A 26,443-nucleotide genomic window follows, 5' to 3' on the forward strand; every position below is an offset into this window, starting at 1 on the left:
ACGGGCTGATAAATCAGCCCCTCCGGCGTTTGAGGAGCGGGGGGCCGGGGGCGGAGCCCCCGGGACGGTGCCGCGCAGGTGCCTCACCTGTGCCGGGGGAACTCCACCACCTGCTGATACGTAGGCCGGTTCTGCCACTGGATCGGCTCGTGCGTGATGCCGCCGACCGCCCGGTGGACGATCGTGTCCGCGCACCACTGGTCGCCCGCCTCGCAGCTGTCGTCGCCCGGGTAGACCTCTTCCGCGGACAGCGCCGCCGCCTCCGCGAGGCTGCCGAGGAGGGCGTCGCGGCACGCGTCGAGCTTCCCGCCACCGCAGTACGTCGCACCCAACTTGCCCTGCACCGGCTGCCCCAGCACCGTCCGCAGGTCCTTGTCGACATAGCCCCACCAGCCGTACTGGAAGGCCGAGCCCGCGTGCGCGCCGGTCGGGCCGTGGCCCGCGGACGGGGCCTCGTCGACGGCGAGCTGCCCGGTCAGGGCCTCGTACAGGTCGCCGCCGAGCCCCGGCTTGAACTGGGCCTCGACGAGCCGTGGCCACCAGGCGTCCATGACGCGGATCGCGTCCGGGTGTGCGTACGTCTTCGACCCGGCCGAGGTCTGGTTGCGCTGCGCGCCCGCCTTCCGCCAGGACTCCAACTGCTGGACGACCTTGGCGAGTCGGGGGTCGGTGATCGGCTTGCTGCGCAGCACCTTCAGGAGCTCGGGCAGCACCTGCTCGCCGCGCAGATCGGTGACCGCGGCCTCGGCCATCGCGCGCGTGAGCGAGGCACGGGTGACGCCGCCCTCGTCGACCAGCTCCTTCACCCGGTCGTCGAGGAGATCACCGCGGTGCACGGCCCCGTAGCTGAAGTTCGCGCCGCTGAAGTCCTTGGCCTGCTTGTTGTTCCAGGAGATGTAGTAGTCCTGGTTGACGGACTGCGGGTGCTCGGCGGGCGGGGTGTACGCGGCCGTGTTGTCCGTGGGGTCGAAGTCCCGCCATTCGTACGCCTTCTCGGCCTTCACCGGGAACGACGGGTCCACGCCCTCCGCGCGCTGCGGGTTGGAGCCGCTGTTGTAGTACGCGGTGTCGCGGGAGTCGGCGTAGAACCAGTTGAAGGCGTAGCCGATGTGCTCGGCGGCCTTCTGGAAGGACTCGGCGTCCTTGACGTACGACGGGTCGTTGAACATCTGGAAGCCGATGATCGAGTCGGCCTCGTGCTGGTAGGTGGAGCGCAGCGAGGTGTACGCGACGGGCTTGCCGTCGACCGTCGCGCGGTGCGTGACGATGCCGTACTTGGTGCGGAAGACCTGGAGGCGGTAGGAGCCCGCGGCCGTGGAGTCGGCGAGGGTGGGCTTCCAGGCGTTCTTCTTCTCCAGCTTCTCCATGGGCAGGCAGTCGCCGCGGTGGCGGTAGTGCGTGGACTGCTTGGTGGGCGCCGAGCCGTCGGATTCGCAGAGTTCGACGGCGTACGTGTCGGTGATGTCCTGGTTGGCGGAGGTCGCGCTCCAGGCGTAGTCCTGGCCGCGGCCGAGCTGGACGTACATGCCGACGCCGGCGAAGGAGACGCCGCGGGCGCTGATGCCGGGCCCCTGGAGCTCCTGCATCATGAGGAGCTGGGGCGCGAAGTAGCCGGTCTGCGGGCCGAAGACGGCCACCGGGTTTCCGCTCGCCGTGTGCTTCCCGGAGACAAGCAGGGCGTTCGACATGCCCTTGCGGGATGTGGAGTTCGGCCCGCTGAAGGTGTCCTCGGGCAGGACCCCGTCGTCGTACATCCCCTGGAGCTTCTTCAGCTTCTCCGGGGCCTTCACCGGGTCCTTGGCGCCCGTCTTCGCGGCGCCTTCCCGGTCGTACACGAGCGGTTCGCGCTCGACCGAGCCCTGGTCCGGCATCGCCTTGCCGCGCGCCTTTTCGGGCTTGCCCGCGTACGGGAAGGACGTGCCGTCGTGGACGGTGAGGACGGTCTCCGGGTCGTTGCGCTGGCGGAACGACTCCCAGACCTTCGTGCCCTTCTCGACGCCGTACTTCTCCTGCGCCTTGAGGAGCGAGAGCGCCGCGTCCACCTCTCCCCCGCCGCCGCCTCCGAAGAGGCCGCCGACGACCGAGGCGAGCGCGATCATGTCGGTGATCTTGAAGGGTTCGATCTCGCCGATGTTGGTGATCGCGTCGACCTTGCCGGTCAGCACGTACTCACCGGGGAAGTAGCGGCCCTTCTTCGCCTTCTCGCGATAGGAGTTGAGGCCGTCGACATAGGCCTGCGCGTCCTTCATCGCCTGCTCGCCGCGCGGGCCCGCGTTCGTCCGCAGCCACTCGACCTGCTTCTCCAGGTCCTTCTCGGTGTACGGGGCCTGCGGCCAGAACTGCTGCTCCAGGCCCTGGTTGGCGGGGGCGCCGCCCGCGAAGGGGGTCAGCTCGCCGCGGCCGATGTGCCGGAACAGGTCGATGAGCCAGAGCCGGTCCTGGCCCGCCGCGTAGCCCGCGCCGAACTCGGTGCCGTAGCGGGTGGTGCCCTTGATGTGCGGGACGCCGTGTCGCTTGTCGCGGGTGATCGTGACGTCCTCGCGCGGCTGGGTGACCGACGCGGCCTGGCCCTCGGGGACGCCGAAGGAGGAGTCCCGGAAGAAGTCGGTGAGGGAGTCGTCGGTGAGCGAGGAGTAGCCGGAGGAGAGCGCGTCGTACGGCCCCAACTGGTCGTCGCTGTGGGCCGGTTTGGTGCCGAAGAGGCGGTGGCCGAGGATCTGCGCGAGGGTGGCGCTGCCGTTGGCGCCGGGCGGCAGGATGTCGGCGCACTGCTTGCCGCAGTAGTCCCGCGCGGTCGCGGCGGGCGCGGGTTCGGCGGCCGCGGCCTGCGGCAGCGGCGCGAGCAGGCCGCCCAACAGGGCCGCGGCGGTGAGAAGTACACCCGGGCCGCCGCGGACGCGATGGCCTCTGCGGATCACTCTGCGCGGGATGCGCCGTTGCATTCCTGCTCCTCCCGAAGACGGTGGCCGGGAGGTTACCGGCGGTAGAGCAGGGACTGAAGATGAACAACCGTCACTTTTTCCGAATCACCACAGTCGACTGGCCGCGGACAGGGCGGGCTTACGCGGATCCCACGGCCGCTGTGGTGGACTCGCGCCACTCGACGCATCGCTGATGGGTGCCATCGGAAATCGGATGGAGCCGGATCGCGAGTCGATACGTCTATGAGGCGACGTCTTTTCGCCGACGCCGAAGTAGCCGAAGCAGTAGCGACGGAGGTGTGATGCGGTGGCTGGATTCAGAAGCCTCGCGAGACAGGTCCGCGACGGACACAACGACTTGGCCCTGCGGCGGTACTCACTGCGCAAATGCCTGGAGCGATTCGCTCCGTACGGCCACCGGGCCACCTGGGACCACCTGTGCACGCGGGCGGGCTTCGGCCCCGAGGACCGGTCCCCCGACCCGGCCCGCCTCACGGCCGCGCTCGACGAACTGGAGGAGGCGCGGGCGGTGTGGCTCGCGTACGAGACGGAGTTCGCGCACCGGCGCAAGCAGGAGAAGCACGACGGACTCCGCAGCCCCGGCACCGTCGACGACTGGCACCGGCTGACCTGGGGCGGCCACGGCATCGCCTGGTGCGACGACCCGCATGTCCACCCCACCGAACCGCTCGCCGTTGTCCTGCGCAGGCTGATCGCGGCCCTCGAACGGGAGCCGGGGGGCTGCTGCCCGGTCTGCGCGTCGGACGGCATCGTCTGGAAGTACGACCTGGCGCACGAACCCTCCGCGGGACCGGTGTGCACCGGCTGCGGCATCGTCGTACCGCAGCCCGTCCTCGTACCCGGATCGCTCGCGCGGGCCCGGCAGTTCAGGACGCTCGTGACGGTTTGAGCACGACGGGGGTGCGCCGGACCGGCCGCACCCCCGTGCCCTCGGGGCTCAGGGCGTCTTGACGTCCGTGTGGATCGCCAGCTTGAACTGGGCGTGCATCAGCGGGGTCTTGATCTTCACGTCGCCCCGAGCGCGCGCGGACACCTTGAAGCCGAGCGGTATGCCCTTGTGCACGAACATCTGCCAGACGTAACTGCGGTACTGGCCGCCGCCGGTGGGCGTCGAGTCCGTCGTGGCCGTCGAGTCGTAGCCGGAGCCGAGCGGGTCGCGCACGAATCTGGCGCGGTACTCGCGCGGCCGGGAGTCCGGCTCCCAGAACACGAGCGCGGAGAGCACACCCCAGCCCTCGTGGCTCGGCCAGATGAGCCCGGAGCGCCCGTCGGGGAACTTCGACGGCGTGCTGCCGCCGTGCGCCGGGTCGTGCATCTTCCACGGGTCGTACGACTCCTGACCTGAGGTGTACGGGAATCGCACCAGGTAGTACCCGTCGTCGTCATAGCCGACCGACTGCTTGCCGCCCTGTGCGGCGTCCCACAGCAGCGAGCAGATCACGAGGCTCATCGGCACTCCTTCTGGCGTCGGTGGTGGTACGGGCCTCCTGAGCTTCTCCCCACCCCGCCCCTTCCCGAAAGCCCCCGGCGGGCAGCCCTCGGGGCGGAGCCCCCGGCTCCGCGGCCGTCAGCCCGACTTCCGTCCCTCCGCCAACAGCCGCGACCCCGTGAGGCGTTCACCGAACACGTCGTCCGGGTTCGAGAGCACGCAGGTCTCCAACGACAGGCAGCCGCAGCCGATGCAGTCGGTGAGGTGGTCGCGCAGGCGGCCGAGCTGCTTGATCCGCTCGTCGAGCACCGAGCGCCAGTTCTCGGAGAGCCGCGCCCAGTCTTCGCGGTTCGGGGTGCGCTCCTCGGGGAGCTGCGCGAGGGCGTCCCGGATGGTGGCCAGCGGGATGCCGACGCGCTGGGCGGCCCGGATGAACGCGACCCGGCGCAGCGTGTCCCTGGTGTACCGGCGCTGGTTGCCGCTGGTGCGGCGGCTGCCGATCAGGCCCTTGGACTCGTAGAAGTGCAGGGCCGAGACGGCGGCGCCACTGCGCTGGGACAGCTGGCCGACGGTGAGCTCATGAACCTTCTCTGGAATCTGCGCCACCCCGTCGACCCTACCCGCGTGATCCGTTGACAGGCACACATACCGGCGAGCATGCTGAGCAAGCGCTTAGACATACTCACGTGGGAGGCATGGAACATGGCGGAGCCGAGGATCTTCCGGTCGGTCGAGGAACTGCAGGCCGCGGTCGGCGAGGAGCTGGGCAGCGGTGACTGGCTGGAGGTCGACCAGAAGCGGATCGACCTGTTCGCCGACGCCACGGGCGACCACCAGTGGATCCACGTCGACCCCGACAAGGCCGCCGCGGGCCCCTTCGGCACGACGATCGCGCACGGCTACCTCACGCTCTCGCTGCTGCCGACGCTCGTGCCGCAGATCATGCGCGTGGAGAACGTACGCATGGGCATCAACTACGGCACGAACAAGGTGCGGTTCCCCTCCCCCGTCCCGGTCGGCTCGCGGCTGCGCGCCACCGGCACGCTGAAGGACGTCTCGCCCACGAAGGACGGCGGCGTACAGATCACGACGACGGTGACGGTCGAGCGCGAGGGCGCCGACAAGCCGGCCTGCGTGGCGGAGTCGGTGTCGCGCTTCTACTTCTGAGTCCCGCTTCTACTTCTGAGGGCCGCTTCTAGTTCTGAGGACCCGGGGCCCCGGCTCCCACCATCCGCAGCACGAGGTCGGCGTACATCGCGCCGACCTCGTCCGGCGTCCAGCGCCCGTCGAGGCTGAACCAGCGGGCCACGTCGATGCAGAGGGAGAGCACGGCGAGGGTGGTCCCGGAGACGTCCGGCACCTCGAACTCGCCCGCGTCGACGCCGTCGCTCAGGATCCGCCGTACGGCCGCGTCGCAGCGGCGCCGCAGCAGGACGACCTCGGCGCGGTGCTCCTCGCCCAGCGCGTCCAGCTCGTACTGCACGACGCGCGCGGTGGTGGCCTGGCCGGCGTGCCAGACGACGAAGGAGCGTACGGCCTCGACCAGGCGGTCGGCGGCGCTGCCGGGGCCGTCCGCGGCGGACTCCAGGATGGCGAGCGCCTTGGTGTGACCGATGGTGCTGATCTTGTGGAGCAGCTCTTCCTTGGTCTTGTAGTGGATGTAGAGCGCGGCGGGGCTCATGCCGGCGCGGCCGGCGATGTCACGCGTGGTCGTCGCGTGGTACCCGCGCTCGGCGAAGGCCTCGACCGCGGCGATCAGCAGCCGCCTGGCCGCGTCCGGAGTCACCTCGCCCCACGGCATGTTCTCGCCGCCGGTCTCCTCCGCCGTACTCATCACAGGCCCCTTCCCTCTCGCAGGACGCACACCATACCTGCTGGGGGTGAGCAAGCGCTTAGGGTTGGGGCGGGCACTTGGGTCAGGACACCGGGAACTGTCGGCTGCGGCACCGTCGATCGCCCTTACGGGCGGCTTCTTCCCCTCCCCGCCCCTTCCCGAAAGTCCTGCCGGACGGGCCTCCTCAATCTCCCCCAGCTACCGCTGGGAGGTGCCCCCAGAGGGGCTCAAATTGAGCCCCTCCGGCGATTGAGGAGCGGGGGTCCGGGGGCGGAGCCCCCTGGGAGGATCCGTACAGCTGCTCAACTCCGTACTCAGAACGCCGAGATCCCCGTCAGCGCGCGGCCGATGACCAGTTTCTGGATCTGGCTCGTGCCCTCGTACAGCGTCATCACGCGGGCGTCGCGGAGGAGTTTGCCGACCGGGTACTCGTCGATGTAGCCGTAACCGCCGAAGACCTGGAGGGCGTTGTTGGCCGCGCGTACGGCCGCCTCGGAGGCGAACAGCTTGGCCTTGGAGGACTCCGTGGTGAAGGGCTGCCCGCGGTCGATGAGGTCGGCCACGCGCCAGGTGAGCAGGCGCGCGGCGTCCACGTCGACGGCGATGTCGCTGATCAGCTCCTGCACCAACTGGTGCTGCGCGATGGGCTTTCCGAACTGCTCGCGCTGGCCCGCGTACGTCACAGCCGCGTCCAGGGCCGCCTGCGCGATGCCGACGCAGCCCGCCGCGACCGACATCCGCCCCTTGGCGAGCGCCGACATGGCGACCGAGAAGCCCTTGCCCTCGGGCCCGAGCATCGCGCTCGCCGGCACCCGCACCCCTTCGAGGACCAGCTCGGCGGTGGCCTGGCCGCGCAGGCCGAGCTTGCCGTGGACGGTGCGGCGGGTGAGGCCGGGCGTGTCGGTGGGGACCAGGAACGCGGAGACGCCGCGGTGGCCGGGCTCGGGGCCGGTGCGGGCGAAGAGCAGGACGACATCGGCCCACGTCCCGTTCGTGATGAACATCTTGGCGCCGTCGATCACGTACGAGTCGCCGTCCCGTACGGCCTTCGGGGCGAGGTTGCCCGCGTCGGAGCCGGTGCCGGGCTCGGTGAGGCCGAAGCAGCCGACGTACTCCCCCGAAGTGAGGCCGGGCAGCCACTTCCGCTTCTGCTCCTCGTTCCCCCAGGACGCGATCGTCTTGGCGACCAGGCCGAGGGAGACGGAGACGATGCCGCGCACCGATGAGTCGCCCCGGCCCAGCTCTTCGGTGACCAGGCAGTACGCGAGGTGGTCGCCGCCGGAGCCGCCGTACTCCTCGTCGATGGTGAGGCCGAGGAAGCCGACCTCGCCGAGCTTCTTCACGATGCCCCGGTCGACGCTCTCGGCCCGGTCCCACTCGACGACATGGGGCGCGATCTCCCGGTCGACGAAGTCCCGTGCGAGCTGCCGGACGGCGTTCTGTTCCTCGCTCAGCTCCAGGTTCACTCGGTCCACCCCACTTTTAATTACCACTGCTAGTTTTAGTCTCAGCAGGGCCTACTATGAGCCGCATGGCCCGACCGCGCAAGCCCCTGCTCAGCCGAGATCTGATCGTCGACACGGCACGCGCGCTCGTGGACGCGGAAGGGCTCGCGGCCCTCTCCACCCGCCGCCTCGCCGCCGAACTGGGCGTCAGCGGACCCTCGCTCTACAACCACTTCCGCACCAAGGACCAGCTCCTGGAGGCGGTCGCCGATTCGGTGAGCGCGCGGGTCGACCTGTCGATGTTCGAGGACGGCAGGCCCTGGCGTACGGCGCTGCACGACTGGGCCGTCTCGTACCGCGCCGCGCTCACCGAGCACCCGAACATCGTCCCGGTGCTCGCCCAGGGTCCCGGCCGCCGGCCGGCCGGACTGCGGCTCGCGGACGCGGTGTTCGGCGCGATGACCGCGGCGGGCTGGCCGCACGCGCAGGCCACGTCGATCGGCGCCCTGATGAGGTACTTCGTGATGGGCTCCGCGCTCGGATCGTTCGCGGGCGGCTTCGTGGACGACGAGACGGCGTACGACCCGGCGGACTACCCGCACCTCGGCCAGGCCCATCTGCTCGCCGAGCGCCAGGAGAAGGTCGACGAGCGCGCCTTCGAGACCGGCCTGCAAGCGCTGCTCGACGGCCTTGAAGTGCAGTACCGGGCGGTGGCCGAGGGCGCGGACGGGCGGGCCGGGCGGGACGTTTGACGGGTGCCGTCAATTCGTTCGACCCCGAAGTGTTCCGCCCTTAGGTTCGGCCCATGACCAACCCCTTCTCCCGGGCCGTACCGCGCCCCGAAGTCCTCGCCATCCTGGCCGCCGCCGTCACGGTGGTGCTGTGGGCCTCGGCCTTCGTCTCCATCCGCAGCGCGGGCGAGGCGTACTCGCCGGGCGCCCTCGCGCTCGGCCGGCTGCTCTCCGGCACCGTCGTCATCGGGCTGATCTGGGCGCTGCGTCGGGAAGGGCTGCCGCCGCGGGCCGCGTGGCCGGGCATCGCGGTGGCCGGCGTGCTGTGGTTCGGGCTCTACATGGTGGCGCTCAACTGGGGCGAGCAGCTGGTCGACGCGGGCACCGCGGCCCTGGTCGTGAACGTCGGCCCGCTCCTGATGGCGCTGCTCGGCGGCTGGCTCCTGAAGGAGGGGCTGCCGCGGCGGCTGCTCGCCGGGATGGCGGTGTCGTTCGCGGGCGCGGCGATCGTGGGCCTGTCCATGTCGGGCGGCGGGGACGCCTCCCTGCTCGGCGTCGCACTCTGCCTGGTCGCGGCCCTCGCGTACGCGAGCGGGGTCGTGGCGCAGAAGCCCGCGCTGCGGTACGCGAGCCCGCTGCAGGTCACCACGTTCGGCTGCGCGATCGGCGCGGCGGTCTGCCTGCCGTTCGCGGGGCAGCTGCTCGACGAGGCGGCGCACGCCCCGCTGCCGGCCACGCTCAACATGGTCTACCTGGGCGTGTTCCCGACGGCCCTGGCGTTCACGACCTGGGCGTACGCCCTGGCCCGTACGACGGCGGGGAAGATGGGCGCCACCACGTACGCGGTGCCGGCGATCGTCGTCCTGATGTCCTGGCTGGCCCTGGACGAGGTGCCGGGGTGGCTCACGCTGCTCGGCGGTGTCTTCTGCCTCGCGGGCGTGGCGGTGTCGCGCTCCCGGCCGCGCCGGTCCCGCGACACCGCCACCACCACCGCCCCCGAGGCCGACGCCGTCAGCGCTGAGCAGCCCGCCCGGCCAGCACCTTGATGCTGATCAGGGCAATGATGGCGAGCAGGATGATGTACGCGGACACCGACATGGACGTGCCGGTGAGTTCGAGCAGCAGCACCATCACGAACGGCGCGAGCCCACCGCCGCAGACGGCCGCGATCTGGTAGCCGAGCGAGGCGCCGGTGTACCGCATCTCGGCCGTGAACAGCTCCGCGAACAGGGCGGCCTGGGGCCCGTACATGATGCTCAGGAAGCAGCTGCAGACGAAGGTGGCGACGGCCAGCCAGAGCAGCGAGCCGGTGTCGATGAGCAGGAACATCGGCACCGCCCAGACGGTGAGTCCGACCGCACCGAGCCCGTAGATCTTGATCCGGCCGATGCGGTCCGAGAGGGCCGCGGCGAGCGGGATCAGGGCGAGCTGGGTCAGGCTGATGCAGAGCGAGACCATCAGCACGGAATCGCGCTCCATGTGCAGCTCGCGGGTGGTGTAGTCGAGGACGCCGGTGATGATGATGTAGAAGGTCGCGGTGTTCACGGCGAAGGAGCCGCCCGCGAGCAGCACCGTGCCGAGGTGCTCGCTCAGGATCGCGCGCAGCGGGGAGCGCTTGGCGCCCTCGCCCTTCTCCTGCTCGGCGAGCGCCTTCTCGGCCTCCTTGAACGCCGGGGTCTCCTCCACCTTCGCGTGGATGTACCAGGCGAGGCCGAGCACCAGCAGGCCGACGAGGAACGGCAGTCGCCAGCCCCAGGCCGCGAAGGCGCTGTCGCTGGTGAAGGCGCCGGCGATGAGGAAGACGGTGTTGGCCGTCACGACGCCGATGGGCACGCCGAGCTGGACGAGGCTGCCGTAGAGGCCGCGCTTGCCCTCGGGGGCGTACTCGGTGGCCATGAGCATCGCCCCGCCCCACTGGGCGCCGACGGCGACGCCTTGCAGGATGCGCAGGACGACGAGGAGCAGCGGGGCCGCGATGCCGATCGTCTCGTACGTCGGGAGCAGGCCGATGCCCGTGGTGGCGAGGCCCATCAGGGTCAGGGCCATGACCAGCATGGGCTTGCGGCCGCGCTTGTCGCCGAGCTGTCCTGCGATGACGCCGCCGATGGGGCGGGCCAGGAAGCCGACGGCGAAGGTCGCGAACGAGGCGAGGACGCCGGCGGAGGGGCTGCCCGCGGGGAAGTAGAGCTCGCCGAGGACGAGGGCCGCGGCGATGCCGAAGACGAAGTAGTCGTACCACTCGACGGCGGAGGCGAGCGCGGCCGCGGTGGCCACCCTGCGGCGGTGCTTGTCCGTGGGGCCTTGGGCGGTTTCGGGCGTGACTGCGGAAGGTGCCGAGTCCATGCGGATGCACACTCCGGTGGGTGCGGGGATGGTGGGATCGGGGGGCGGCGCCGTGAGATGCGGGGAACGTACCGACCAGTCGGTGCGCGGTCAACGGGTCGCGCGGTCACAGTTTTTTGCTTCTGGTTTGCCTGTACGTGGCCCTCACGCGGGCAGCACGACGACCCCGGCCGCGGGTGGGTGCGGTCGGGGTTGTTGGGTGGTGCAGGCGCGGGCTGTTCCCCTACCCGCCCCTTCCCGATAGTCCTGCGGACGGCTTCGGGGGCCAGCCCCCGGACCCCCGCTCCTCAAACGCCGGAGGGGCTGATCCCTCAGCCCCTCCGGCGTTTGAGGAGCGGGGTCTGGGGCGGAGCCCCGGTTACTCGAAGACCACCAGCGCCCTGCCCCCCTTGCCCGCGATCATGTTCTCGAAGGCCGACGGAATCCCGTCCAACCCGATGCGTTCCGTGATCAGGGAGCCCAGATCGAGCCGCCCCGCACGGACGTGCGACGCCAGGACCGGCAGGTCGCGCTCCGGATCGGAGTTGCCGTACACGCAGCCGGAGAGCGTGCGGCCCCAGTGGAACAGCTCCAGGGCGTTGAAGCTGACCTGCTGGTCCTTGCCGCCGATGCCGACGACCGTGGTGCGGCCGCCGCGCCGCGTGGACTCCCAGGCGGTACGGATCGTCACCGCGTGGCCCACGCACTCGACGGCCACGTCCGCCCCCTGGCCGCCGGTCAGCTTGCGGATCTCGCGGGCGGTCGTGTCGGAGGCGACGACATACTCGGTCGCTCCGGCCGCGCGGGCCAGCTCCTCCTTCTCCGGGGAGACGTCGACGGCGACGATCGGGCCCGCCCCGGCGATCCGGGCCGCCTGGAGGGTGGCGAGGCCGACGCCGCCGACGCCGAAGACGGCCACCGACTCGCCCTCGCGTACGCGCGCCGAGTGGTGGACCGCCCCGTACCCGGTGAGGACGGCGCAGCCGAGCAGGGCCGCGTCGGTGAGCGGTACGCCGTCCGGCACGGGCAGCACGCAGTTGGCGGCGACGACGGTCTCCTCGGCGAACGCCGCGACGTTCAGGCCGGGGTGCAGCTCGGTGCCGTCGGGCAGCTTCGCGTAGACGTTCGCGGCTCCGGCGAGGGCGCTGGTGCAGAGCCACACCTCGCCGATCGCGCAGGCGTGGCAACTCCCGCAGGACGGCGCCCAGTTGAGGACGACACCGTCACCGGGGGACACGTGGGTCACGCCCTCGCCGACGGAGACGACGGTGCCGGCGCCCTCATGGCCGAGCACGCAGGGGGTGGGCACCCGCATGGTGCCGTTGGACAGGGACAGGTCGGAGTGGCAGACCCCGGCGGCGGCGAGACGGACCCGGACCTGGCCGGGGCCGGGCTCGGGGAGGTCGATCTCCCTTATCTCCAGGGGTGAGTCGACAGCGGGCAGAACGGCGGCGCGGACCACGTGGCGTACTCCTCGGAATTCCGGAACAGGCTCAGAACTGCAGGGACTTGGTCTGGAGGTACTCGCCCAGGCCGTGCGGGCCCAGCTCGCGGCCGACGCCGGACTGCTTGTAACCGCCGAAGGGGGCCTGCGGGTTGAAGCGGCCGCCGTTGATGTCGACCTGACCGGTGTCCATACGGCGGGCGAACGCGACGGCCTCCGCCTCGTCACCGGCCCACACCGCACCGGCGAGGCCGTAGACGGTGCCGTTGGCGATGGCCAGGGCCTCGTCCTCGTCGGCGTACTTCAGGATCGACAGGACCGGGCCGAAGATCTCCTCCTGGGCGACGGTCATCTCCGGGCGTACGTCCGCGAAGACGGTCGGCGCGATGAAGTACCCCTGGTCGTGGGGGGTCTCGGGGCCGCCGACGACCACACGGGCGCCCTCGGCCACACCCTTCTCGATGTAACCGCGCACCCGCGCCTGCTGCTTGGCGTTGACGACCGGGCCGATCCGCTCGCCGTACTTGGCGGCGGCAGCGGCGGCGAGCTCGACCGCCTCGTCGTACTGGTCGGCGTGGACCAGCATCCGGGTCCAGGCGCTGCAGGTCTGGCCGGAGTTGGACATCACGTTGGCCACGCCCACGTTGACGGCCTTGGCCAGGTCGGCGCTCGGCAGGATCACGTTGGCGGACTTGCCGCCCAGCTCCAGGGCGACGGGCTTGACGGCCGCGCCCGCGGTGGCGCCGATCTGCTTGCCGACGGCGGTGGAGCCGGTGAACGAGACCAGGTCCACGCCCTCGTGCTCGGCGAGCGCCTGGCCCGCGACCGGGCCGAGACCGGTGACGAGGTTGAACACCCCGGCCGGGACGCCCGCCTCGTGCGCGGCCTCCGCGAAGAGCTGCGCGACCAGCGGGGTGTCCTCGGCGGGCTTGAGGACGACGGTGCACCCGGCGGCGAGCGCGGGCGCGACCTTCGCGACGATCTGGTGCAGCGGGTAGTTCCAGGGGGTGATCGCGCCGACGACACCCACCGGTTCGAGCAGCACGGTGGAGTTGCCGATCTTCTCCTGGAAGGCGTACGAGGCGGCGAGTTCCGCGTACCCACCGGCCACCGCGATCGGCACGGCCGCGTGCACCATCTGGGAGAACGGGAGCGGGGAGCCCAGCTCGGCGGTGACAGTCTCGGCGATCTCGTCCTTGCGGGCGGCCAGGGCGTCGCGCAGGGCGCCGATCACGGCCCCGCGCTCGGCGGGCGGGGTCGCGGCCCAGCCGGGCAGCGCGGCGCGTGCGGCCGCGACCGCGGCGTCGACGTCCTCGGCGGTGCCGGCCGGGACGTGGGCGATCACCTGCTCGTCGACCGGGTTGACCACCGCGATGGTGTCCGCGCCCGTGGCGGGCCGCCACGCGCCACCGATGTACATGCCGTCGTGCGCCTTCATGACACTCCTTCCGAGCCTGGTTCCGTCGTCCGCGAACCAAACTAGCGGTGTTAGTTTTCTGGCGCCAGAGTCACCTGGTGTCCCGGTTGCAGCGTACGGACACACGCAACGGCCCGGCGGTGGGGTGCACCGCCGGGCCGTTCCGCAGGACCGCGAGGGTCAGGCCTTCGCTCCGGCCATCGCCTGGGCCTCCGGTTCGGGCTTCGTGATCTTCACGGGCGGCGCCGCACCCGCGAGGGCGTTGTGCCGCTCCTCCCAGGTGGCCAGGGCCATCGCGCAGGCGTGGTCGACGTGGCGCAGACCGCTGAGGTCGATGTGCAGCTCACGTTCGTCGGGCAGCGACTCCAGGGAGTCGAGCAGCTTGGGCAGGCGCAGGAAGGTCGCGTTGCCCAACACCCGTATCTTCAGGGCGGGTTGCGCGCCCTCCTCGGCCACGGGCTCCTCGGTGACGTCGATGTGGACGTGGCTGACCTCCCAGGCCGTCTTGGCGATGGCGAGGAACAGGCCGATGAGCACGCCCTCGAAGAGGTTGCCGACGACGATCGCGACGGCCGTGACGACCAGGATCACCAGCTCGCCCCGGTGCTCGCGCCACAGCGGCTTCAGGTCCTTCCACGGGACCAGCTTGACCCCGGCGTGTACCAGGACACCGGCGAGCGCGGCGATCGGGATGACGCCGAGGGCCGCCGGAAAGGCCGCCGCGAAGATCAGCAGCCAGACGCCGTGCATGATCCGGGAGGCCTTCGTACGGGCGCCCGCCGCGACGTTGGCCGAGCTGCGGACGATCACCGCGGTCATCGGGAGCGCGCCGAGGGCGCCGCAGACCGCGTTGCCCGCGCCCTGCGCCATGAGCTCCTTGTCGTAGTCGGTGCGCGGGCCGTCGTGCATCCGGTCCACGGCCGCGGCGCTGAACAGCGACTCGGCCGAGGCGATCAGCGCGAACGCGAGGACGGTGCCGAGCATCGCGACATCGGCCAGCGCGGCGAACCCGGCGCCGCCGGGCGGCTGTACGGCGTCGAACAGACCCTGCACCTCGACCCGGGCGACCGGCAGGCCGAACACGGCGACGGCGAGCGTGGCGGCGGCGACGGCGACCAGCGGGGCGGGCAGGATCTTGGCGGCGGCCTTCCAGCGCGGCCACAGGACGAGCAGCACGATGGTGCCGACGCCGACGCAGAGCGCGGCGAGCGCCTCGGACGACGCGGCCACGTCGAGGACGAGCCCCGGCAGGCCCGCGATCTTGGCGAGGCCGCCGCCGGGCGCCTCCAGGTCGGCCATGGCGTACACCTGTCCGGCGATCAGGACCAGGCCGATACCGGCGAGCATGCCCTGCACGACGGCGAGCGAGATGGCCCGGAACCAGCGGCCCAGCTTCAGCGCGCCCATGGCGAGTTGGAGCGCTCCGGCGGCGAGCACGAGCACGCCGAGCGCGGCCAGGCCGTACGCCTGCACCGCTTCGTAGACGAGCACGGTGAGGCCGGCGGCGGGGCCGGAGACCTGGAGGGAGCTGCCGGGCAGGAAGCCGGTGAGGAGGCCGCCGACGATGCCGGTGACGATGCCGAGTTCGGCGGGGACGCCGGAGGCGACGGCGATACCGACGCACAGCGGCAGCGCGACGAGGAAGACGACGAGGGAGGCGGTCAGGTCGTACCGGAGGGTGCCGCCACGGGTGTCGGGAGCGGTTTCGGAGGGGGGAGCAGGCATGGTGTTCGTTCCCTTCACAGCGGCAGGAAGGCGTCGGCCGCCGGGTCGTGCTGCATCACGAGGCCGGTGTCTATGGCGTAGTACCAGCCGTGCAGGCGCAGCCGTCCGGCCGCCAATCCCTCGCGTACGCAGGGGTATTGGCGGAGCCGGTCGAGCTGGGCCTTGACGTGGCGCTGCACCGAGCCGGCCACCTGGGCGTCGTCGTCGACGCCGGAGCCGGGCTCGCGGACCGGGAGGTGCGGCAGCTGGCGCTCCAGCCAGCCGGCGACGGCGGGCACGGCCGCGAGGTCCTCGCCGTGCACGCGGGCGCGGACGGCGCCGCAGTGCGAGTGCCCGCAGACCACGATGTCGGGGACCTTGAGCACGCTCACCGCGTACTCGATGGTGGCGGCCTCGCCGCTGGCGCCCTCCGCGTAGTCGGGTACGGCGTTGCCCGCGGTGCGCAGTTCGAAGAGCTGGCCGGGGCGGGCGCCGGTGAACAGGGAGGGGATGACCCGCGAGTCGGAGCAGGTGATGAACAGGGCTTCGGGGGACTGCCCTTCGGCGAGCCGGCCGAAGGCCTCGCGCTCCTGCCCCGCCGCGGCGATGCGGCCGGGGAAGTCGCGGGCATGGTCGATGAACGAGTGCATGAAGGTTCCTCCAGGCGTTCCACGCCGGGCGGTCGGGCAGGGCGCATCGCCGGGCGAAGGGACGCCTCGGTCGGATGTGCGCTGCCGGTGCCGCCCTCGGGAAACGTGGTCGGGGGCACTGAAGTGCGGTACGGGGGAAGGGAGTTGCTCGGGGCCGCGGGTGGGGGGTGGTGCCGTGGGTGCGGGTTCCGCCGACAGTGCGACGGTTCCGCGCCGAGGGTGCCGGGGCCTCGCGGGCTCAGGTGCTGTCGTACGGACTCGTCTTTGAACGTACGCGCGTGCCGCGGGGCGGGTGACCTTCGGGGATGCGGCCCGGAGAGGGGGCGGGGATCAGCAGCGGAACACTTGCAGCAGGGCGGGCCGTTCGCCCGGGTCGGGGGCCGCGGCGACGGCGGCGTGGCCACTGACCGGTCTCGGGACGCGCACCGTGTGGGCGGGGCGCTCGGGCGACGCGCAGCAGTCGCAGGGCTCGGGCTGCGCCACGGGCGCGGCGACCGAGGCGCGGATCGCGCGCCGGTGCCGGCAGTCGTCGAACGGACCCGGGTGGCGGTCCTGCTCGACGTTGGACGCGCTGTGGCCCTGGCCCGCCGCGGCGGGGGCGCCGAAGGAGGCGGGCGCCGCGGCGGCCGCGGCGTACGGGATGGTGGCCGCGGAGGTCGGGGCGCCCGGGTGGGCCATGGCGCTGTCCGTGGTGACCGCGAGGGCGAGGAGGGCGCAGAGGGCGACGGTCAGCGCACCGAACAGGCCGCGGCATCGACGCATCTCAACCCCCTTGCACTTCTGGACGGTTCACTCAGGGAACGTCGGAGCACCCCTGAATGGTTCACTCCTGGAACGGCAAACGCAGCTCGCGCTCGGGCGCGCGGTGTGCCGCCAGGCGGTGATCACCATTGTGCCCAAGTGCTGTGTCCAGTGTGCAAGTTGCCGTGTGAACGGCGGGTTAACCCTGGGGCGCAGTGTGGCTGGATTCACGCTGGTCAGTGCCGTGCGTGATCCTTCGTGGCCGATTTTGACCCCCTTACGCCGGTCGTGCTTTGCGACCGCAGACCTCCGCGTGTCGCGAGCCCCGCGGCGGCCACGAGGAGCGCGCCGAGCATCAGGAACGGCGCGGCGGCGCCCGCGACTCCGGCGACGAGTCCGGCGGACGCGGGGGTGGCGACCTGGCCGAGCCGGTTGCCGGTGAGGCGCAGCGCGAGGGCGGTGGACCGGGCTCCCTCGGGGGCGGCCTGGACGACCGTCGTCATGGACAGCGGCTGGCCCACACCGAGGCAGAAGCCGAGCAGGGCGAGCATCAGGGCGAGCGCCCACACCGGTACGGGCAGGGCGATCCCGGCGCAGAGCAGGCCGCCGAGCAGGCAGGTCGTGACGAGCAGGGCGGTGCGGCCGATCAGCCGGATCATCGGCGTCATGACCAGTCGGCAGGCGATGGTCGCGGCGGCGCGCAGGCTCAGGAGGAGGCCGATGGTGGCGGGCGCGATGCCGCGGTGCTCGCCGACGACCGGCAGGTACGCGGTGAGGATGTCGGTGGCGGAGAGCACGGCCAGGCTGATGAGGATCCCGGCGGGGACGCCGCGGGTGCGCAGGATGCGGTGCACAGGGACCTTGGAGCCCTGTTCCGTGCGGGTTCCGGTCGCGGTGCGGTGCTCGATGCGCCAGAGCGAGGTGAAGGCGACGGCGGCGACCGCGGCGGCGGCGATCAGGGCGAGTGCGCTGGTCCGCGCCATCGCCCCGTCCTGCTCGGAGATGAGGAGTCCGGCGGCGATCGGGCCGATGAGTTGGCCGAGTGAGGCGCCGATCGTGAAATGGCCGAAATTGCGGTCCTGTTCGGCGGGTGCGGACTGCCGGGCGACGATCGACTGGGCGCCGATCACGAAGCAGAGGTGCCCGAGCCCCATGACGCCGCTCCACGCGGCCATGGCGGCCAGGGAGTTCACGGCGCCGCTCAGGGCGCAGCCGCCGGCGATCAGGACGACGCCGAAGGGCAGCAGCGGCGCGCACCGGCCGTGGTCGGTGCGGCGGCCGAGGGGGACGGCCGCGAACAGCGGCAGGAGCGCGTACACACCCGCGATGACGCCGATCGCGCGTTCGTCGGCGCCGAGCGACAGGGCCCGGTAGGACACGGCGGGCCGCGCCATCGACACCGCCGCCTGGGCGAAGCCGAAGGCGATGACGAGGCGCAGGAGCCATGCCCTTCCGGGCCCTGAACTGCCGTCCCGCATGGGTCAGATGATCCCGAAGAGGATTCCGGAGGCGAGCACCACGAGCGAGGTGAGCGCGGCCCATTTGACGGTGAATTTCGTGTGGTCGCCGAACTCGACCTTGGCCATGCCGACGAGGACGAAGACGGCGGGCACCAGCGGGCTCGACATGTGCAGGGGCTGGCCCGCGATGGAGGCGCGGGCGATCTCCACGGGGGCGACGCCGTGGGCGGCGCCTGCCTCGGCGAGGACAGGCAGGATGCCGAAGTAGAAGCCGTCGTTCGACATGAAGTAGGTCAGCGGGAGCGAGAGGAGGCCGGTGACCAGGCCCATCTGCGAGCCCATGCCGTCGGGGATGGAGCTGACCATCCACTTGGCCATGGAGTCGACCATGCCGGTGCCCGACAGGACGCCGGTGAAGACGGCGGCGGCGAAGACCATGCCGGAGACGTTGAGGACGTTCTCGGCGTGGGCCCCGATCCGGGCCTTCTGGTCGGTCATGTTGGGGAAGTTGACGGTGAGCGCGAGCGCGGCGCCGAGCAGGAACAGCACCGGGATGGGCAGCAGTTCCGTGATCATCGCGGTGAGCAGGGCGACGGTCAGGAGCGCGTTGAACCAGTACAGCTTGGGGCGCAGGGTGGCGCGGTTCGGGTCGAGCCCGACGAAGGTCTCGCCGTCCTCGTTCTCGTACGCGGGGGCGCTGTGGTCGCCGCCGCCGGTGCCGGAGCCCTCGGCGGAGCCGGAGCCCTTGCCGGTGCCCTTGCCGTTGCCCTTGCCGTTGCCGTTGCCGTTGCCGGAGCCCGCGCCGACGAGGACCTTCTCGTCGGCGGTCTCGGTGACCGTCTCGGTGGCCTCTTCGAGGGAGAGGTAGCCGAGGCGCTTGCGCTCGCGGCGGCCGAGGACGTAAGCGAGGACGAAGACGGCGAGCAGACCGACCGCGAGCGCCGGGATCATCGGCACGAAGATGTCGGTGGCGTCCAGCTTGAGGGCGGTCGCGGCGCGGGCGGTGGGGCCGCCCCAGGGCAGCGTGTTCATCACGCCGTTGGCGGTGGCGGCGACACCGGTCAGCACGACGAGGCTCATCTTCAGCCGCTTGTAGAGCGGATACATCGCCGAGACGGTGATCATGAAGGTGGTGGAGCCGTCGCCGTCGAGGGAGACGATCGCGGCGAGCAGGGCGGTGCCGACGACGATCCGCATCGGGTCGGCCTTGCAGAACCGCAGGATGGCTCGGACGACCGGGTCGAACAGGCCGACGTCGATCATCACGCCGAAGTAGACGATCGCGAACATCAGCATCGCCGCGGTGGGCGCGAGATCGGTGACGCCGTCGAGGACGTAGTCCCCGAGCTTCGCTCCTTGTCCGACGATTACGCAGAAGAGCGCGGGGATCAGCACGAGTGCCGCTATCGGCGACATCTTCTTCATCATGATCAGGACCAGGAAGGTCGCGATCATGGCGAAGCCAAGGATTGTCAGCATTTTGGGGCCTCTCACGTTCGCCCTTGAACACCCACCACGGCCGGCGGTTCGGACGACGTTAAGACCCGCTATTCGGCGTTAACAAGATGTTGACACGCGAGCAATACGAGCAAAACTCCAGGTCACAGCCTTGCCTGCGGTTCTTCGCCGCCGACGGGCGTGAGCAGAACCGGCACCCCGTTGAGGACCGCCGTGCCGGACAGCGGGTCCAGGAGCGTCCCGTCGAGCAGCTGGTTGCTGTTCACCCCGGGAGTCGCCCCCGCGACGGTCGTACGGGTGCCGGGCCGGTCGTGGCCCCAGCCGTGCGGCAGGCTGACGACGCCCCTGCGCACGGTCGCGGTGACCTCGGCGGGCGCCTCGACCTCTCCCCCGGCGCCCTTGACGCGGACGTGCTCCCCGTCGGCGATCCCGGCGCGGGCGGCATCCTCGGGGTGGATGTGCAGGGTGCAGCGGTTGCTGCCGCGGTTGAGTACGGGGACGTTGTGCAGCCAGCTGTTGTTGGACCGCAGATGGCGGCGGCCGACGAGGACGAGTCCGGCCGGGTCGCGGTCCAGGGCGGCGCGCAGCCGCGGCAGGTCGGCGGCGACCGGCTCGGGCAGCAGCTCGACGTGTCCGCTGCGGGTGCGCAGGATCTCGGGGAGGCGGGGCCCCAGGGCTCCGAGGTCGATGCCGTGCGGGTTCGCGAGCAGCCTGGCGAGGCTCAGCCCCTCCGGCTCGGCGCCGAATCCGTCGCCGTACGGGCCGAGGCGCAGCATCAGGTCGAGGCGGCGTTCGGCGCCGCTGTCGCCGGTGAGCTGTGCGGCGAGTTCCTTCGGGTCGCGGCCGTGCACGCTCTGGTGCGGGTCGGAGACGGCCTTGCCGAGGGCGCGCTCGATGACCATGTCGTCCACGGCGCGCGCCGGCGCCCCGTGCATCCCGGACACGGCGAGCACGAGCCGGGCCTGGATCTCGCACTCGTCCAGGGCACCGTCCCGCAGCGGGACGGCGGCGCGCGTGTAGCGGGCCTGGTTGCGTACGGCGAGGGCGTTGAAGGCGAAGTCGTAGTGGGCGCTCTGGGCGGGCGGCGGCGGGGGCAGCACCACGTGCGCGTGCCGGGAGGTCTCGTTCAGGTACGGGTCGACGCTCACCATGAAGTCCAGGCCCGCGAGGGCCCGGTCGAGGCGGTCGCCGTCGGGCGCGGAGAGCACCGGGTTGGCGGCGAGCACGAGCAGGGCGCGGATGCGGCCCTCGCCCGGGGTGTCGATCTCCTCGGCGAGGGCGGCGGTGGGCAGCTCGCTCTTGACCTCGGGGTGTCCGCTCACCCGGCTCTGCCAGCGCCCGGTCCGGAACCCCTTGCCGGGCGCGGCGGGACGGGGTGCGCGGTCGGTGGCGGAGAGCGGGAAGAGGGCGCCGCCGGGCCGGTCGAGGTTGCCGGTGAGCACGTTCAGGACGTCGACGAGCCAGCTCGCGAGGGTGCCGAACTCGACGGTGCAGGTGCCGATGCGGCCGTACACGGCTGCGGCGGGCGCGGCGGCCAGCTCCCTGGCCAGGGCGCGGATCTCGGCGGCCGGTACGTCGCAGGCGCCCGCGACAGCCTCGGGGCTGAACTCGCCCACGGCGTCCCGGACTTGGCCCATTCCTTCCACGTACGGCTCAAGTCGGCCGAGCGAGATCAGGCTCTCCTCGAAGAGGACATGGACGAGCGCGGCGAGCAGCAGGGCGTCGGCGCCGGGGCGGATCGCGAGGTGCCGGTCGGCGAGCTTCGCGGTGCGGGTGGCGCGCGGGTCGACGACGGTGAGCGTGCCACCGCGCTCGCGCAGGGCCTTGAGGCGGCCGGGGAAGTCGGGCGCGGTACAGAGGCTGCCGTTGGACTCAAGGGGGTTGGCGCCGAGGAGCAGCAGGTGGTCGGTGTGGTCCAGGTCGGGCACCGGGATGGCCAGCGGGTCGCCGTACAGGAGCCCGGACGAGACGTGCTTGGGCATCTGGTCGAGCGTGCTGGCGGTGAAGAGGTGGCGCGTGCCGAGGGAGCTGAGCAGGACGGGCGGGTAGAGGGCGCCGGCCATGGTGTGCACGTTGGGGTTGCCGAGCACGACGCCGATCGCGTCGGGCCCGTGCTCCTCGACGAGCGGCCTGATGCCCTCGGCGATCGCGTCGAAGGCCTCCTCCCAACTCGCCTCCTGGAGCGTGCCGTCGCGGCGGACCAGGGGGCGGGTGAGGCGGTCGGGGTCGCTGTCGAGCGCGCCGAAGGCGGCGCCCTTGGGGCAGATGAAGCCACGGCTGAACACGTCGTCGCGGTCGCCGCGCGCGCCGGTGACCCGGGTGCCCTCGATGGTGAGGGTCAGCCCGCAGGTGGCCTCGCAGAGGGGGCAGATCCGGGGCGCGGTACGGGATTCGGTACCGGATTCGGTGCGGGATGCGGTACGGGAATCCGTAAGGGGCGCGGTACGGGCGTTGCGGGACACGGGGCCCTCCCTGGGCGGCGGCAGCGGCGGCGCACTCTCCGCCGCGAGCATACCGACCGGTACGCATGGGGGCGAGACCCTGGCGCACACACTCCCGGCGAGCTCAGTCCAGCGCCCGCGCCAGATACGCGTGCAGCAACTCCCGGGTCTCCTTGATCAGTTCGGGATCGCCCTCCGGCCGGAGGCGGAAGGCCAGGCGGAGCACCGCGTCGGCAGCCTCCACGCCGACCAGGAGGCAGCGGCGCAGACCTGCGTCGAGGGAGCGTTCCAGGTGCCGGGCGAGGAGGTCCGCGAGGCGGTCGGCGAGCAGATGGTTGGCCTCGGACGGCGCCTGCACGGGCCCGGCGAAGTCGACCAGGGCGAAGCCGGGGACGGTGCGCTTCATCGTCAGGTACTCGTCTAGCGCGGCGTCGACGGCGGTCCGCCAGTCGTCGTGCCCGACCGTCGCCAGGCGCCCGGAGATGCGCTCGGCGTACCGGTCGAGGTTGCGCTGCGCGAGGGCCTCGGCCATGGCGCGCTTGTTGCCGAAGAAGCGGTACACGGAACCGATCGGCACGTCCGCGCGCTCGGCCACGGCGCGGGTGCTCAGCGCCTCGTACCCGGCCTCGTCGAGCAGGCCCGCGCAGGCGTCGAGTATCCGGTTGAGCCGCTCGGCGCTGCGCTGCTGCACGGGCGCGCGCCGGAGCCGGCTCGGGTCGGGGTCGGGGGTCCAGGACATGGGCGTGAGCGTAAGGGGTTCGCGCAACAGTCGTCGGCACCGCGGCACGGGGCTCGGCATCCTGGGGCCTTCCCCCAGACCCCGCCCCATCGCCCTCCGGGCTCGTCCTCAATCTCCCCCAGCTACCGCTGGGAGGTGCCCCCAGACGGGCTGAATCTGTTGACGGGACCACCGCACAATCCTACGGTGAACCATAGGATTGCGAGATTCCTACGGCAGCGGGGAGCACACATGAGCGGCACCGAGCAGGCGCGGAAGACGGCGGAGGGGCTCTCGTACCTCTCCGGCTTCGGCAACGAGCACAGCAGCGAGGCCGTCCCCGGCGCCCTGCCGCACGGCCGGAACTCCCCGCAGCGCGCCCCCCTCGGCCTGTACGCGGAGCAGCTGAGCGGCAGCGCGTTCACCGAGCCGCGCGGCCACAACCGCCGCTCGTGGCTGTACCGCATCCGCCCCTCCGCCGCGCATCCGGCGTTCACGCGGATCGACAACGGCGCGGTGCGCACGGCCCCGTTCACCGAGTCCGTGCCCGACCCGAACCGGCTGCGCTGGAACCCGCTGCCCGAGCCCGCGCCCGGCACCGACTTCCTCGACGGCCTGTGGACGGTCGGCGGCAACGGCGACGTGACGCAGCGCACCGGCATGGCCGTGCACCTCTACCACGCCAACTCCCCCATGGAACGCAGGGTGTTCAGCGACGCCGACGGCGAGCTCCTGATCGTCCCCGAGCACGGCGGCCTGCTGCTCCGCACCGAACTGGGCCTGCTGCGCGCCGAGCCGGGCGAGGTCGCCCTGATCCCGCGCGGGGTGCGCTTCCGCGTGGAACCGCTCGACGCGACCGCCCGCGGCTATGTCTGCGAGAACTACGGCGCGCCCTTCCAGCTGCCCGACCTCGGCCCGATCGGCGCCAACGGCCTCGCCAACGCACGGGACTTCAGGGCCCCTCAGGCCGCGTACGAGGACGTGGAAGGGGACGTGGAGGTGGTCAGCAAGTACTGCGGCAACCTCTGGTCGGCGGTCTACGACCACTCCCCGCTCGACGTCGTCGCCTGGCACGGCAACCACGTCCCGTACGTCTACGACCTGCACCGCTTCAACGTCATCGGCTCGATCAGCTACGACCACCCGGACCCGTCGATCTTCACGGTCCTCACCTCGCCGACCGACACCCCGGGGCTCGCGGGCGTCGACTTCGTGGTGTTCGCGCCGCGCTGGCTGGTGGGCGAGGACACGTTCCGGCCGCCGTACTTCCACCGGAACGTGATGAGCGAGTACATGGGCCTGATCGAGGGCGCGTACGACGCCAAGGCCGAAGGCTTCGTGCCGGGCGGCGGCTCGCTGCACAACATGATGTCGGCGCACGGACCGGACCGGGACACGTTCGAGAAGGCGTCCGCGGCCGAGCTGAAGCCGCAGAAGATCGACGACGGCCTGGCGTTCATGTTCGAGACCCGCTGGCCCGTGACGCTCGCCCCGCAGGCGGCCGAGGCGTCCCACCTGCAGACGGGCTACGACGATGTGTGGCAGGGTCTCCAGCGTCATTTCCGGCCAGGAAATGTCTGAGGCTCGGGACACTCCTGAGCTCAACCCCACGCATTCCGTCATGAACCGGTCGCAAGACGGAGCGGATCCTTACGGAGCGGAGCAGCCGTGACCGCCTTTGCCCCGGACTCGATCGTCCTCAACCGCAAGCTGCCGCTGTGGTACCAGGTGTCGCAGTCGCTGCGCGCCTCGATACTCGGCCGCACCCCGGAGGCGCCGCTGCGCCTGCCCACCGAGGAGCAGCTCGCGCTGCACTACGGCGTGAGCGTCCTGACCATGCGCCAGGCGCTCAAGGAGCTGGAGGACGAGGGCCTGATCAGCCGGCACCGCCGACGCGGCACGTTCATCGAGCCGAGCGCCGAACGAGGCGCTCCGGTACGGCTGTTGGGCTCGGTCGACGCGATCGTGGCCCAGCAGTCCGGCATGCGCACCGAGCTGCTCAGCCACGGCGAGGGCCCGGCGCCGGCGGATGTCGCCGCGTACTTCCCGGGCCTCGCGGAGGTGGCCACGTACCACCGGCTGCGCGGCGACGAGCAGACCGGGGAGCCGACCAACCACGCGCGCAACTACGTCCGTCCGGACGTCGCCGCCCGTATCGATCCGGCCGATCTGGAGCGCTGGCCGATGACGAAGGTGCTCCGGGACGTGGTGCGGCTTCGCATCAGCCGCATCACGGACACGGTGGAGGCCCGGCTCGCGGACCCGGAGACGGCGACCCTGCTCCAGGTCCCGCTGCTCAGCCCGATCCTGCACTACACCGGCGTCACCTACGACGAGGACGGCGAGGTCCTGGACGTCGCCCGCATCCACTACCGCGGTGACCGCTTCTCGTTCACGGTCACCCTGGACGCCCACTGATCACGCCGTACGATCGGTGCGTGACTCAATCGGACGTGGCAGCCGTTTCCGCCGCCCCGCTGCTCGACGATCTGCTGCCCTGGTCGGTCGCTCCGCTGCGGCTCGGCCGCGGCTGGCCGATGGCACCGGACGCGGCGTCACTGAAGGCGCGCTGGGCGGCGTTCGTACGGGCGGACGCCGAGAAGCGTCAGGTGCTGCTGCACCCCAGCCGGTCCCGCACCCTGATCACCTCCGTCGCCCAGCTCCCCGGCCAGAGCAGCGGAACGCGCCCGCTCGCCGACGAGTCCGGGCCGTGCCCCGAGCCCGTGCGGGTGCTGCACGGGCCGTTCGACGAGCAGTGGCTGCTGCCCGACCACCGGCTGATCGACGCGGCCAGGCCCGAGCTGTGGCGGGTCGCGGACGTCGAGCAGCTGTTCCTCGTCGAGCCCGGGCACGTGCCGGAGGCCGGTGGGCCCGCGCTGGTCGCCACCGGGCTGCTGCCGGACGGCCGCTCCCCCGCCGGGCGCCCCGGCCGGATCCGCCCGCTCTACCGGCGCCCCGGCGGCACCGAGCCCAACCTGGCGCCCGGCCTCCTGGACGCACTCGCCGACCGCCTCGGCACGGACGTACGCCCCGAGGACCTGCTCGCCTGGTGCCTGGCCACGGCCCGCCGCACCCCGTCCGGCTGCCGGGTCCCGCTCACCGCCGACCCGGACGTGTGGGCGCACGGCGTGGACCTCGGCCACCGCGTCCTGTGGCTGCATCTGCGCACCGGCGAGCGCCCCAAACTCCCCGGCGGCCGCCGCCCGTACGTCCGCTCCGCGCTGCCCGCCCGCCCCACCGAGCTGCTCTACGACCGCGAGGAGGAGGCCCTGCACATCGGCGAGGGCCGGATCTCCCCGGTCCCGGCGGCGGCCTGGGACTTCCACGTGTGCGGGGTACGGGTCCTTCAGCTGTGGTTCGAGCGGCGCTCGTGGGCCGAGCAGCCGGAGGGCCTGGAGGCGCTGCGGCCGTCGGAGTGGCCGCAGACCTGGACGTCCGAGCTGCTCGAACTGATCACGGTCCTGTCCCTTCTCGCCGAAGTCCGCCCACGTCAGGAGGAGTTGGCGCGCGCGGCGGCCGAGGCGCCGATCGGCGCGGAGGCGTTGCGTACGGCGGGGGTACTTCCCGTGCCGGACACGGCCCGCCGACCCGCCTCGGTCCTGGACCACCAGGAGGAGGGTCCGGGCGGGCAGTTCGCGCTGCTGTGAAATTGAGCCTCTCTGGGGGCACCTCCCAGCGGTAGCTGGGGGAGATTGAGGAGCGGGGGT

Annotated in this window: 22 protein-coding genes; 7 read left to right on the forward strand and 15 right to left on the reverse strand. The window is 71.8% G+C overall.

From position 1 onward, the window contains the following. Positions 1-83: 83 nt before the first annotated feature. Positions 84-2,942, reverse strand: coding sequence for a penicillin acylase family protein (locus QIT00_RS10210; RefSeq protein ID WP_282534842.1), 2,859 nt, complete (start codon positions 2,940-2,942; stop codon positions 84-86). Positions 2,943-3,228: 286 nt separating this feature from the next. Here QIT00_RS10210 and QIT00_RS10215 point away from each other — a divergent pair, with 286 nt between their 5' ends. Next, positions 3,229-3,831: a hypothetical protein gene (locus QIT00_RS10215; RefSeq protein WP_282534843.1), complete on the forward strand. Its 603-nt coding sequence runs from the start codon at positions 3,229-3,231 to the stop codon at positions 3,829-3,831. 48 nt (positions 3,832-3,879) lie between these two features. On the opposite strand, the gene QIT00_RS10220 is transcribed toward QIT00_RS10215, so the two are convergent. Both QIT00_RS10220 and soxR read right to left on the reverse strand, forming a co-directional pair. Continuing rightward, on the reverse strand, positions 3,880-4,392 hold the full coding sequence (locus QIT00_RS10220; protein ID WP_282534844.1) for a hypothetical protein: 513 nt from the start codon (positions 4,390-4,392) through the stop codon (positions 3,880-3,882). Between the two features lie 117 nt (positions 4,393-4,509). Continuing rightward, positions 4,510-4,977, reverse strand: coding sequence for a redox-sensitive transcriptional activator SoxR (gene soxR, locus QIT00_RS10225; protein ID WP_282534845.1), 468 nt, complete (start codon positions 4,975-4,977; stop codon positions 4,510-4,512). Between the two features lie 96 nt (positions 4,978-5,073). On the opposite strand from soxR, the gene QIT00_RS10230 reads away from it, so the two are divergent. Continuing rightward, positions 5,074-5,538, forward strand: a complete 465-nt coding sequence (locus QIT00_RS10230) for a MaoC family dehydratase (RefSeq protein WP_282534846.1) — start codon at positions 5,074-5,076, stop codon at positions 5,536-5,538. 28 nt (positions 5,539-5,566) lie between these two features. Here QIT00_RS10230 and QIT00_RS10235 read toward each other — a convergent pair whose 3' ends face one another. Then, on the reverse strand, positions 5,567-6,205 hold the full coding sequence (locus tag QIT00_RS10235) for a TetR/AcrR family transcriptional regulator (protein WP_282534847.1): 639 nt from the start codon (positions 6,203-6,205) through the stop codon (positions 5,567-5,569). Positions 6,206-6,519: 314 nt separating this feature from the next. Next, positions 6,520-7,671, reverse strand: a complete 1,152-nt coding sequence (locus tag QIT00_RS10240) for an acyl-CoA dehydrogenase family protein (protein WP_282534937.1) — start codon at positions 7,669-7,671, stop codon at positions 6,520-6,522. Between the two features lie 65 nt (positions 7,672-7,736). On the opposite strand from QIT00_RS10240, the gene QIT00_RS10245 reads away from it, so the two are divergent. Both QIT00_RS10245 and QIT00_RS10250 read left to right on the forward strand, forming a co-directional pair. Continuing rightward, positions 7,737-8,402, forward strand: a complete 666-nt coding sequence (locus QIT00_RS10245) for a TetR/AcrR family transcriptional regulator (RefSeq protein ID WP_282534848.1) — start codon at positions 7,737-7,739, stop codon at positions 8,400-8,402. Between the two features lie 53 nt (positions 8,403-8,455). Next, entirely contained in the window at positions 8,456-9,427 is a 972-nt protein-coding gene (locus QIT00_RS10250) for a DMT family transporter (protein WP_282534849.1), read from the forward strand. Here the strand turns inward: QIT00_RS10250 and QIT00_RS10255 are convergent. The 10 genes from QIT00_RS10255 to QIT00_RS10300 form a co-directional block, all read right to left on the reverse strand. Next, positions 9,393-10,724 carry an MFS transporter gene (locus QIT00_RS10255; protein WP_282534850.1) on the reverse strand — a complete coding sequence of 444 codons (1,332 nt, stop codon included), beginning with the start codon at positions 10,722-10,724 and terminating at the stop codon, positions 9,393-9,395. The genes QIT00_RS10250 and QIT00_RS10255 overlap by 35 nt on opposite strands. 358 nt (positions 10,725-11,082) lie before the next feature. Further along, positions 11,083-12,165 carry a Zn-dependent alcohol dehydrogenase gene (locus tag QIT00_RS10260; RefSeq protein ID WP_282534851.1) on the reverse strand — a complete coding sequence of 361 codons (1,083 nt, stop codon included), beginning with the start codon at positions 12,163-12,165 and terminating at the stop codon, positions 11,083-11,085. 31 nt (positions 12,166-12,196) lie between these two features. Further along, positions 12,197-13,585: an aldehyde dehydrogenase family protein gene (locus QIT00_RS10265; RefSeq protein ID WP_282534852.1), complete on the reverse strand. Its 1,389-nt coding sequence runs from the start codon at positions 13,583-13,585 to the stop codon at positions 12,197-12,199. A gap of 159 nt (positions 13,586-13,744) precedes the next feature. After that, positions 13,745-15,289 carry a SulP family inorganic anion transporter gene (locus QIT00_RS10270; RefSeq protein ID WP_282534853.1) on the reverse strand — a complete coding sequence of 515 codons (1,545 nt, stop codon included), beginning with the start codon at positions 15,287-15,289 and terminating at the stop codon, positions 13,745-13,747. Positions 15,290-15,303: 14 nt separating this feature from the next. Next, positions 15,304-15,918 carry a carbonic anhydrase gene (locus tag QIT00_RS10275; protein WP_282534854.1) on the reverse strand — a complete coding sequence of 205 codons (615 nt, stop codon included), beginning with the start codon at positions 15,916-15,918 and terminating at the stop codon, positions 15,304-15,306. 330 nt (positions 15,919-16,248) lie between these two features. Continuing rightward, positions 16,249-16,680 (reverse strand): hypothetical protein, encoded by a 432-nt coding sequence (locus tag QIT00_RS10280; protein WP_282534855.1) that lies wholly within the window; start codon positions 16,678-16,680, stop codon positions 16,249-16,251. A 215-nt stretch (positions 16,681-16,895) separates the two neighbouring features. Then, positions 16,896-18,137 carry an MFS transporter gene (locus QIT00_RS10285; RefSeq protein WP_282534856.1) on the reverse strand — a complete coding sequence of 414 codons (1,242 nt, stop codon included), beginning with the start codon at positions 18,135-18,137 and terminating at the stop codon, positions 16,896-16,898. 3 nt (positions 18,138-18,140) lie between these two features. Further along, on the reverse strand, positions 18,141-19,598 hold the full coding sequence (locus QIT00_RS10290) for a CitMHS family transporter (RefSeq protein WP_282534857.1): 1,458 nt from the start codon (positions 19,596-19,598) through the stop codon (positions 18,141-18,143). A 122-nt stretch (positions 19,599-19,720) separates the two neighbouring features. Next, a complete protein-coding gene (locus tag QIT00_RS10295) occupies positions 19,721-21,949 on the reverse strand; it encodes a molybdopterin oxidoreductase family protein (protein ID WP_282534938.1) in 2,229 nt (742 codons plus the stop codon). Positions 21,950-22,142: 193 nt separating this feature from the next. Next, positions 22,143-22,757, reverse strand: coding sequence for a TetR/AcrR family transcriptional regulator (locus QIT00_RS10300; protein ID WP_282534858.1), 615 nt, complete (start codon positions 22,755-22,757; stop codon positions 22,143-22,145). Between the two features lie 231 nt (positions 22,758-22,988). Here QIT00_RS10300 and hmgA point away from each other — a divergent pair, with 231 nt between their 5' ends. The 3 genes from hmgA to QIT00_RS10315 all read left to right on the forward strand — a co-directional run bounded on the left by hmgA (position 22,989) and on the right by QIT00_RS10315 (position 26,383). After that, positions 22,989-24,317 (forward strand): homogentisate 1,2-dioxygenase, encoded by a 1,329-nt coding sequence (gene hmgA, locus QIT00_RS10305; protein WP_282534859.1) that lies wholly within the window; start codon positions 22,989-22,991, stop codon positions 24,315-24,317. Positions 24,318-24,404: 87 nt separating this feature from the next. Further along, positions 24,405-25,154 carry a GntR family transcriptional regulator gene (locus QIT00_RS10310; protein ID WP_282534860.1) on the forward strand — a complete coding sequence of 250 codons (750 nt, stop codon included), beginning with the start codon at positions 24,405-24,407 and terminating at the stop codon, positions 25,152-25,154. Positions 25,155-25,174: 20 nt separating this feature from the next. After that, on the forward strand, positions 25,175-26,383 hold the full coding sequence (locus QIT00_RS10315) for a type ISP restriction/modification enzyme (protein ID WP_282534861.1): 1,209 nt from the start codon (positions 25,175-25,177) through the stop codon (positions 26,381-26,383). The last annotated feature ends 60 nt before the right edge of the window (positions 26,384-26,443 follow it).

It is taken from the genome of Streptomyces luteolus (assembly GCF_029968015.1).
Taxonomy (GTDB): Bacteria; Actinomycetota; Actinomycetes; order Streptomycetales; family Streptomycetaceae; genus Streptomyces; species Streptomyces luteolus.

Coding starts and splice junctions, on each gene's coding strand:
- QIT00_RS10255 (WP_282534850.1), bottom strand. CDS start 10,724: ATGGACTCGGCACCTTCCGCAGTCACGCCCGAAACCGCCCAAGGCCCC.
- QIT00_RS10235 (WP_282534847.1), bottom strand. CDS start 6,205: ATGAGTACGGCGGAGGAGACCGGCGGCGAGAACATGCCGTGGGGCGAG.
- QIT00_RS10280 (WP_282534855.1), bottom strand. CDS start 16,680: ATGCGTCGATGCCGCGGCCTGTTCGGTGCGCTGACCGTCGCCCTCTGC.
- QIT00_RS10250 (WP_282534849.1), top strand. CDS start 8,456: ATGACCAACCCCTTCTCCCGGGCCGTACCGCGCCCCGAAGTCCTCGCC.
- hmgA (WP_282534859.1), top strand. CDS start 22,989: ATGAGCGGCACCGAGCAGGCGCGGAAGACGGCGGAGGGGCTCTCGTAC.
- QIT00_RS10275 (WP_282534854.1), bottom strand. CDS start 15,918: ATGCACTCGTTCATCGACCATGCCCGCGACTTCCCCGGCCGCATCGCC.
- QIT00_RS10220 (WP_282534844.1), bottom strand. CDS start 4,392: ATGAGCCTCGTGATCTGCTCGCTGCTGTGGGACGCCGCACAGGGCGGC.
- QIT00_RS10210 (WP_282534842.1), bottom strand. CDS start 2,942: ATGCAACGGCGCATCCCGCGCAGAGTGATCCGCAGAGGCCATCGCGTC.
- QIT00_RS10230 (WP_282534846.1), top strand. CDS start 5,074: ATGGCGGAGCCGAGGATCTTCCGGTCGGTCGAGGAACTGCAGGCCGCG.
- QIT00_RS10270 (WP_282534853.1), bottom strand. CDS start 15,289: ATGCCTGCTCCCCCCTCCGAAACCGCTCCCGACACCCGTGGCGGCACC.
- QIT00_RS10285 (WP_282534856.1), bottom strand. CDS start 18,137: ATGCGGGACGGCAGTTCAGGGCCCGGAAGGGCATGGCTCCTGCGCCTC.
- QIT00_RS10290 (WP_282534857.1), bottom strand. CDS start 19,598: ATGCTGACAATCCTTGGCTTCGCCATGATCGCGACCTTCCTGGTCCTG.
- QIT00_RS10245 (WP_282534848.1), top strand. CDS start 7,737: ATGGCCCGACCGCGCAAGCCCCTGCTCAGCCGAGATCTGATCGTCGAC.
- QIT00_RS10265 (WP_282534852.1), bottom strand. CDS start 13,585: ATGAAGGCGCACGACGGCATGTACATCGGTGGCGCGTGGCGGCCCGCC.
- QIT00_RS10300 (WP_282534858.1), bottom strand. CDS start 22,757: ATGTCCTGGACCCCCGACCCCGACCCGAGCCGGCTCCGGCGCGCGCCC.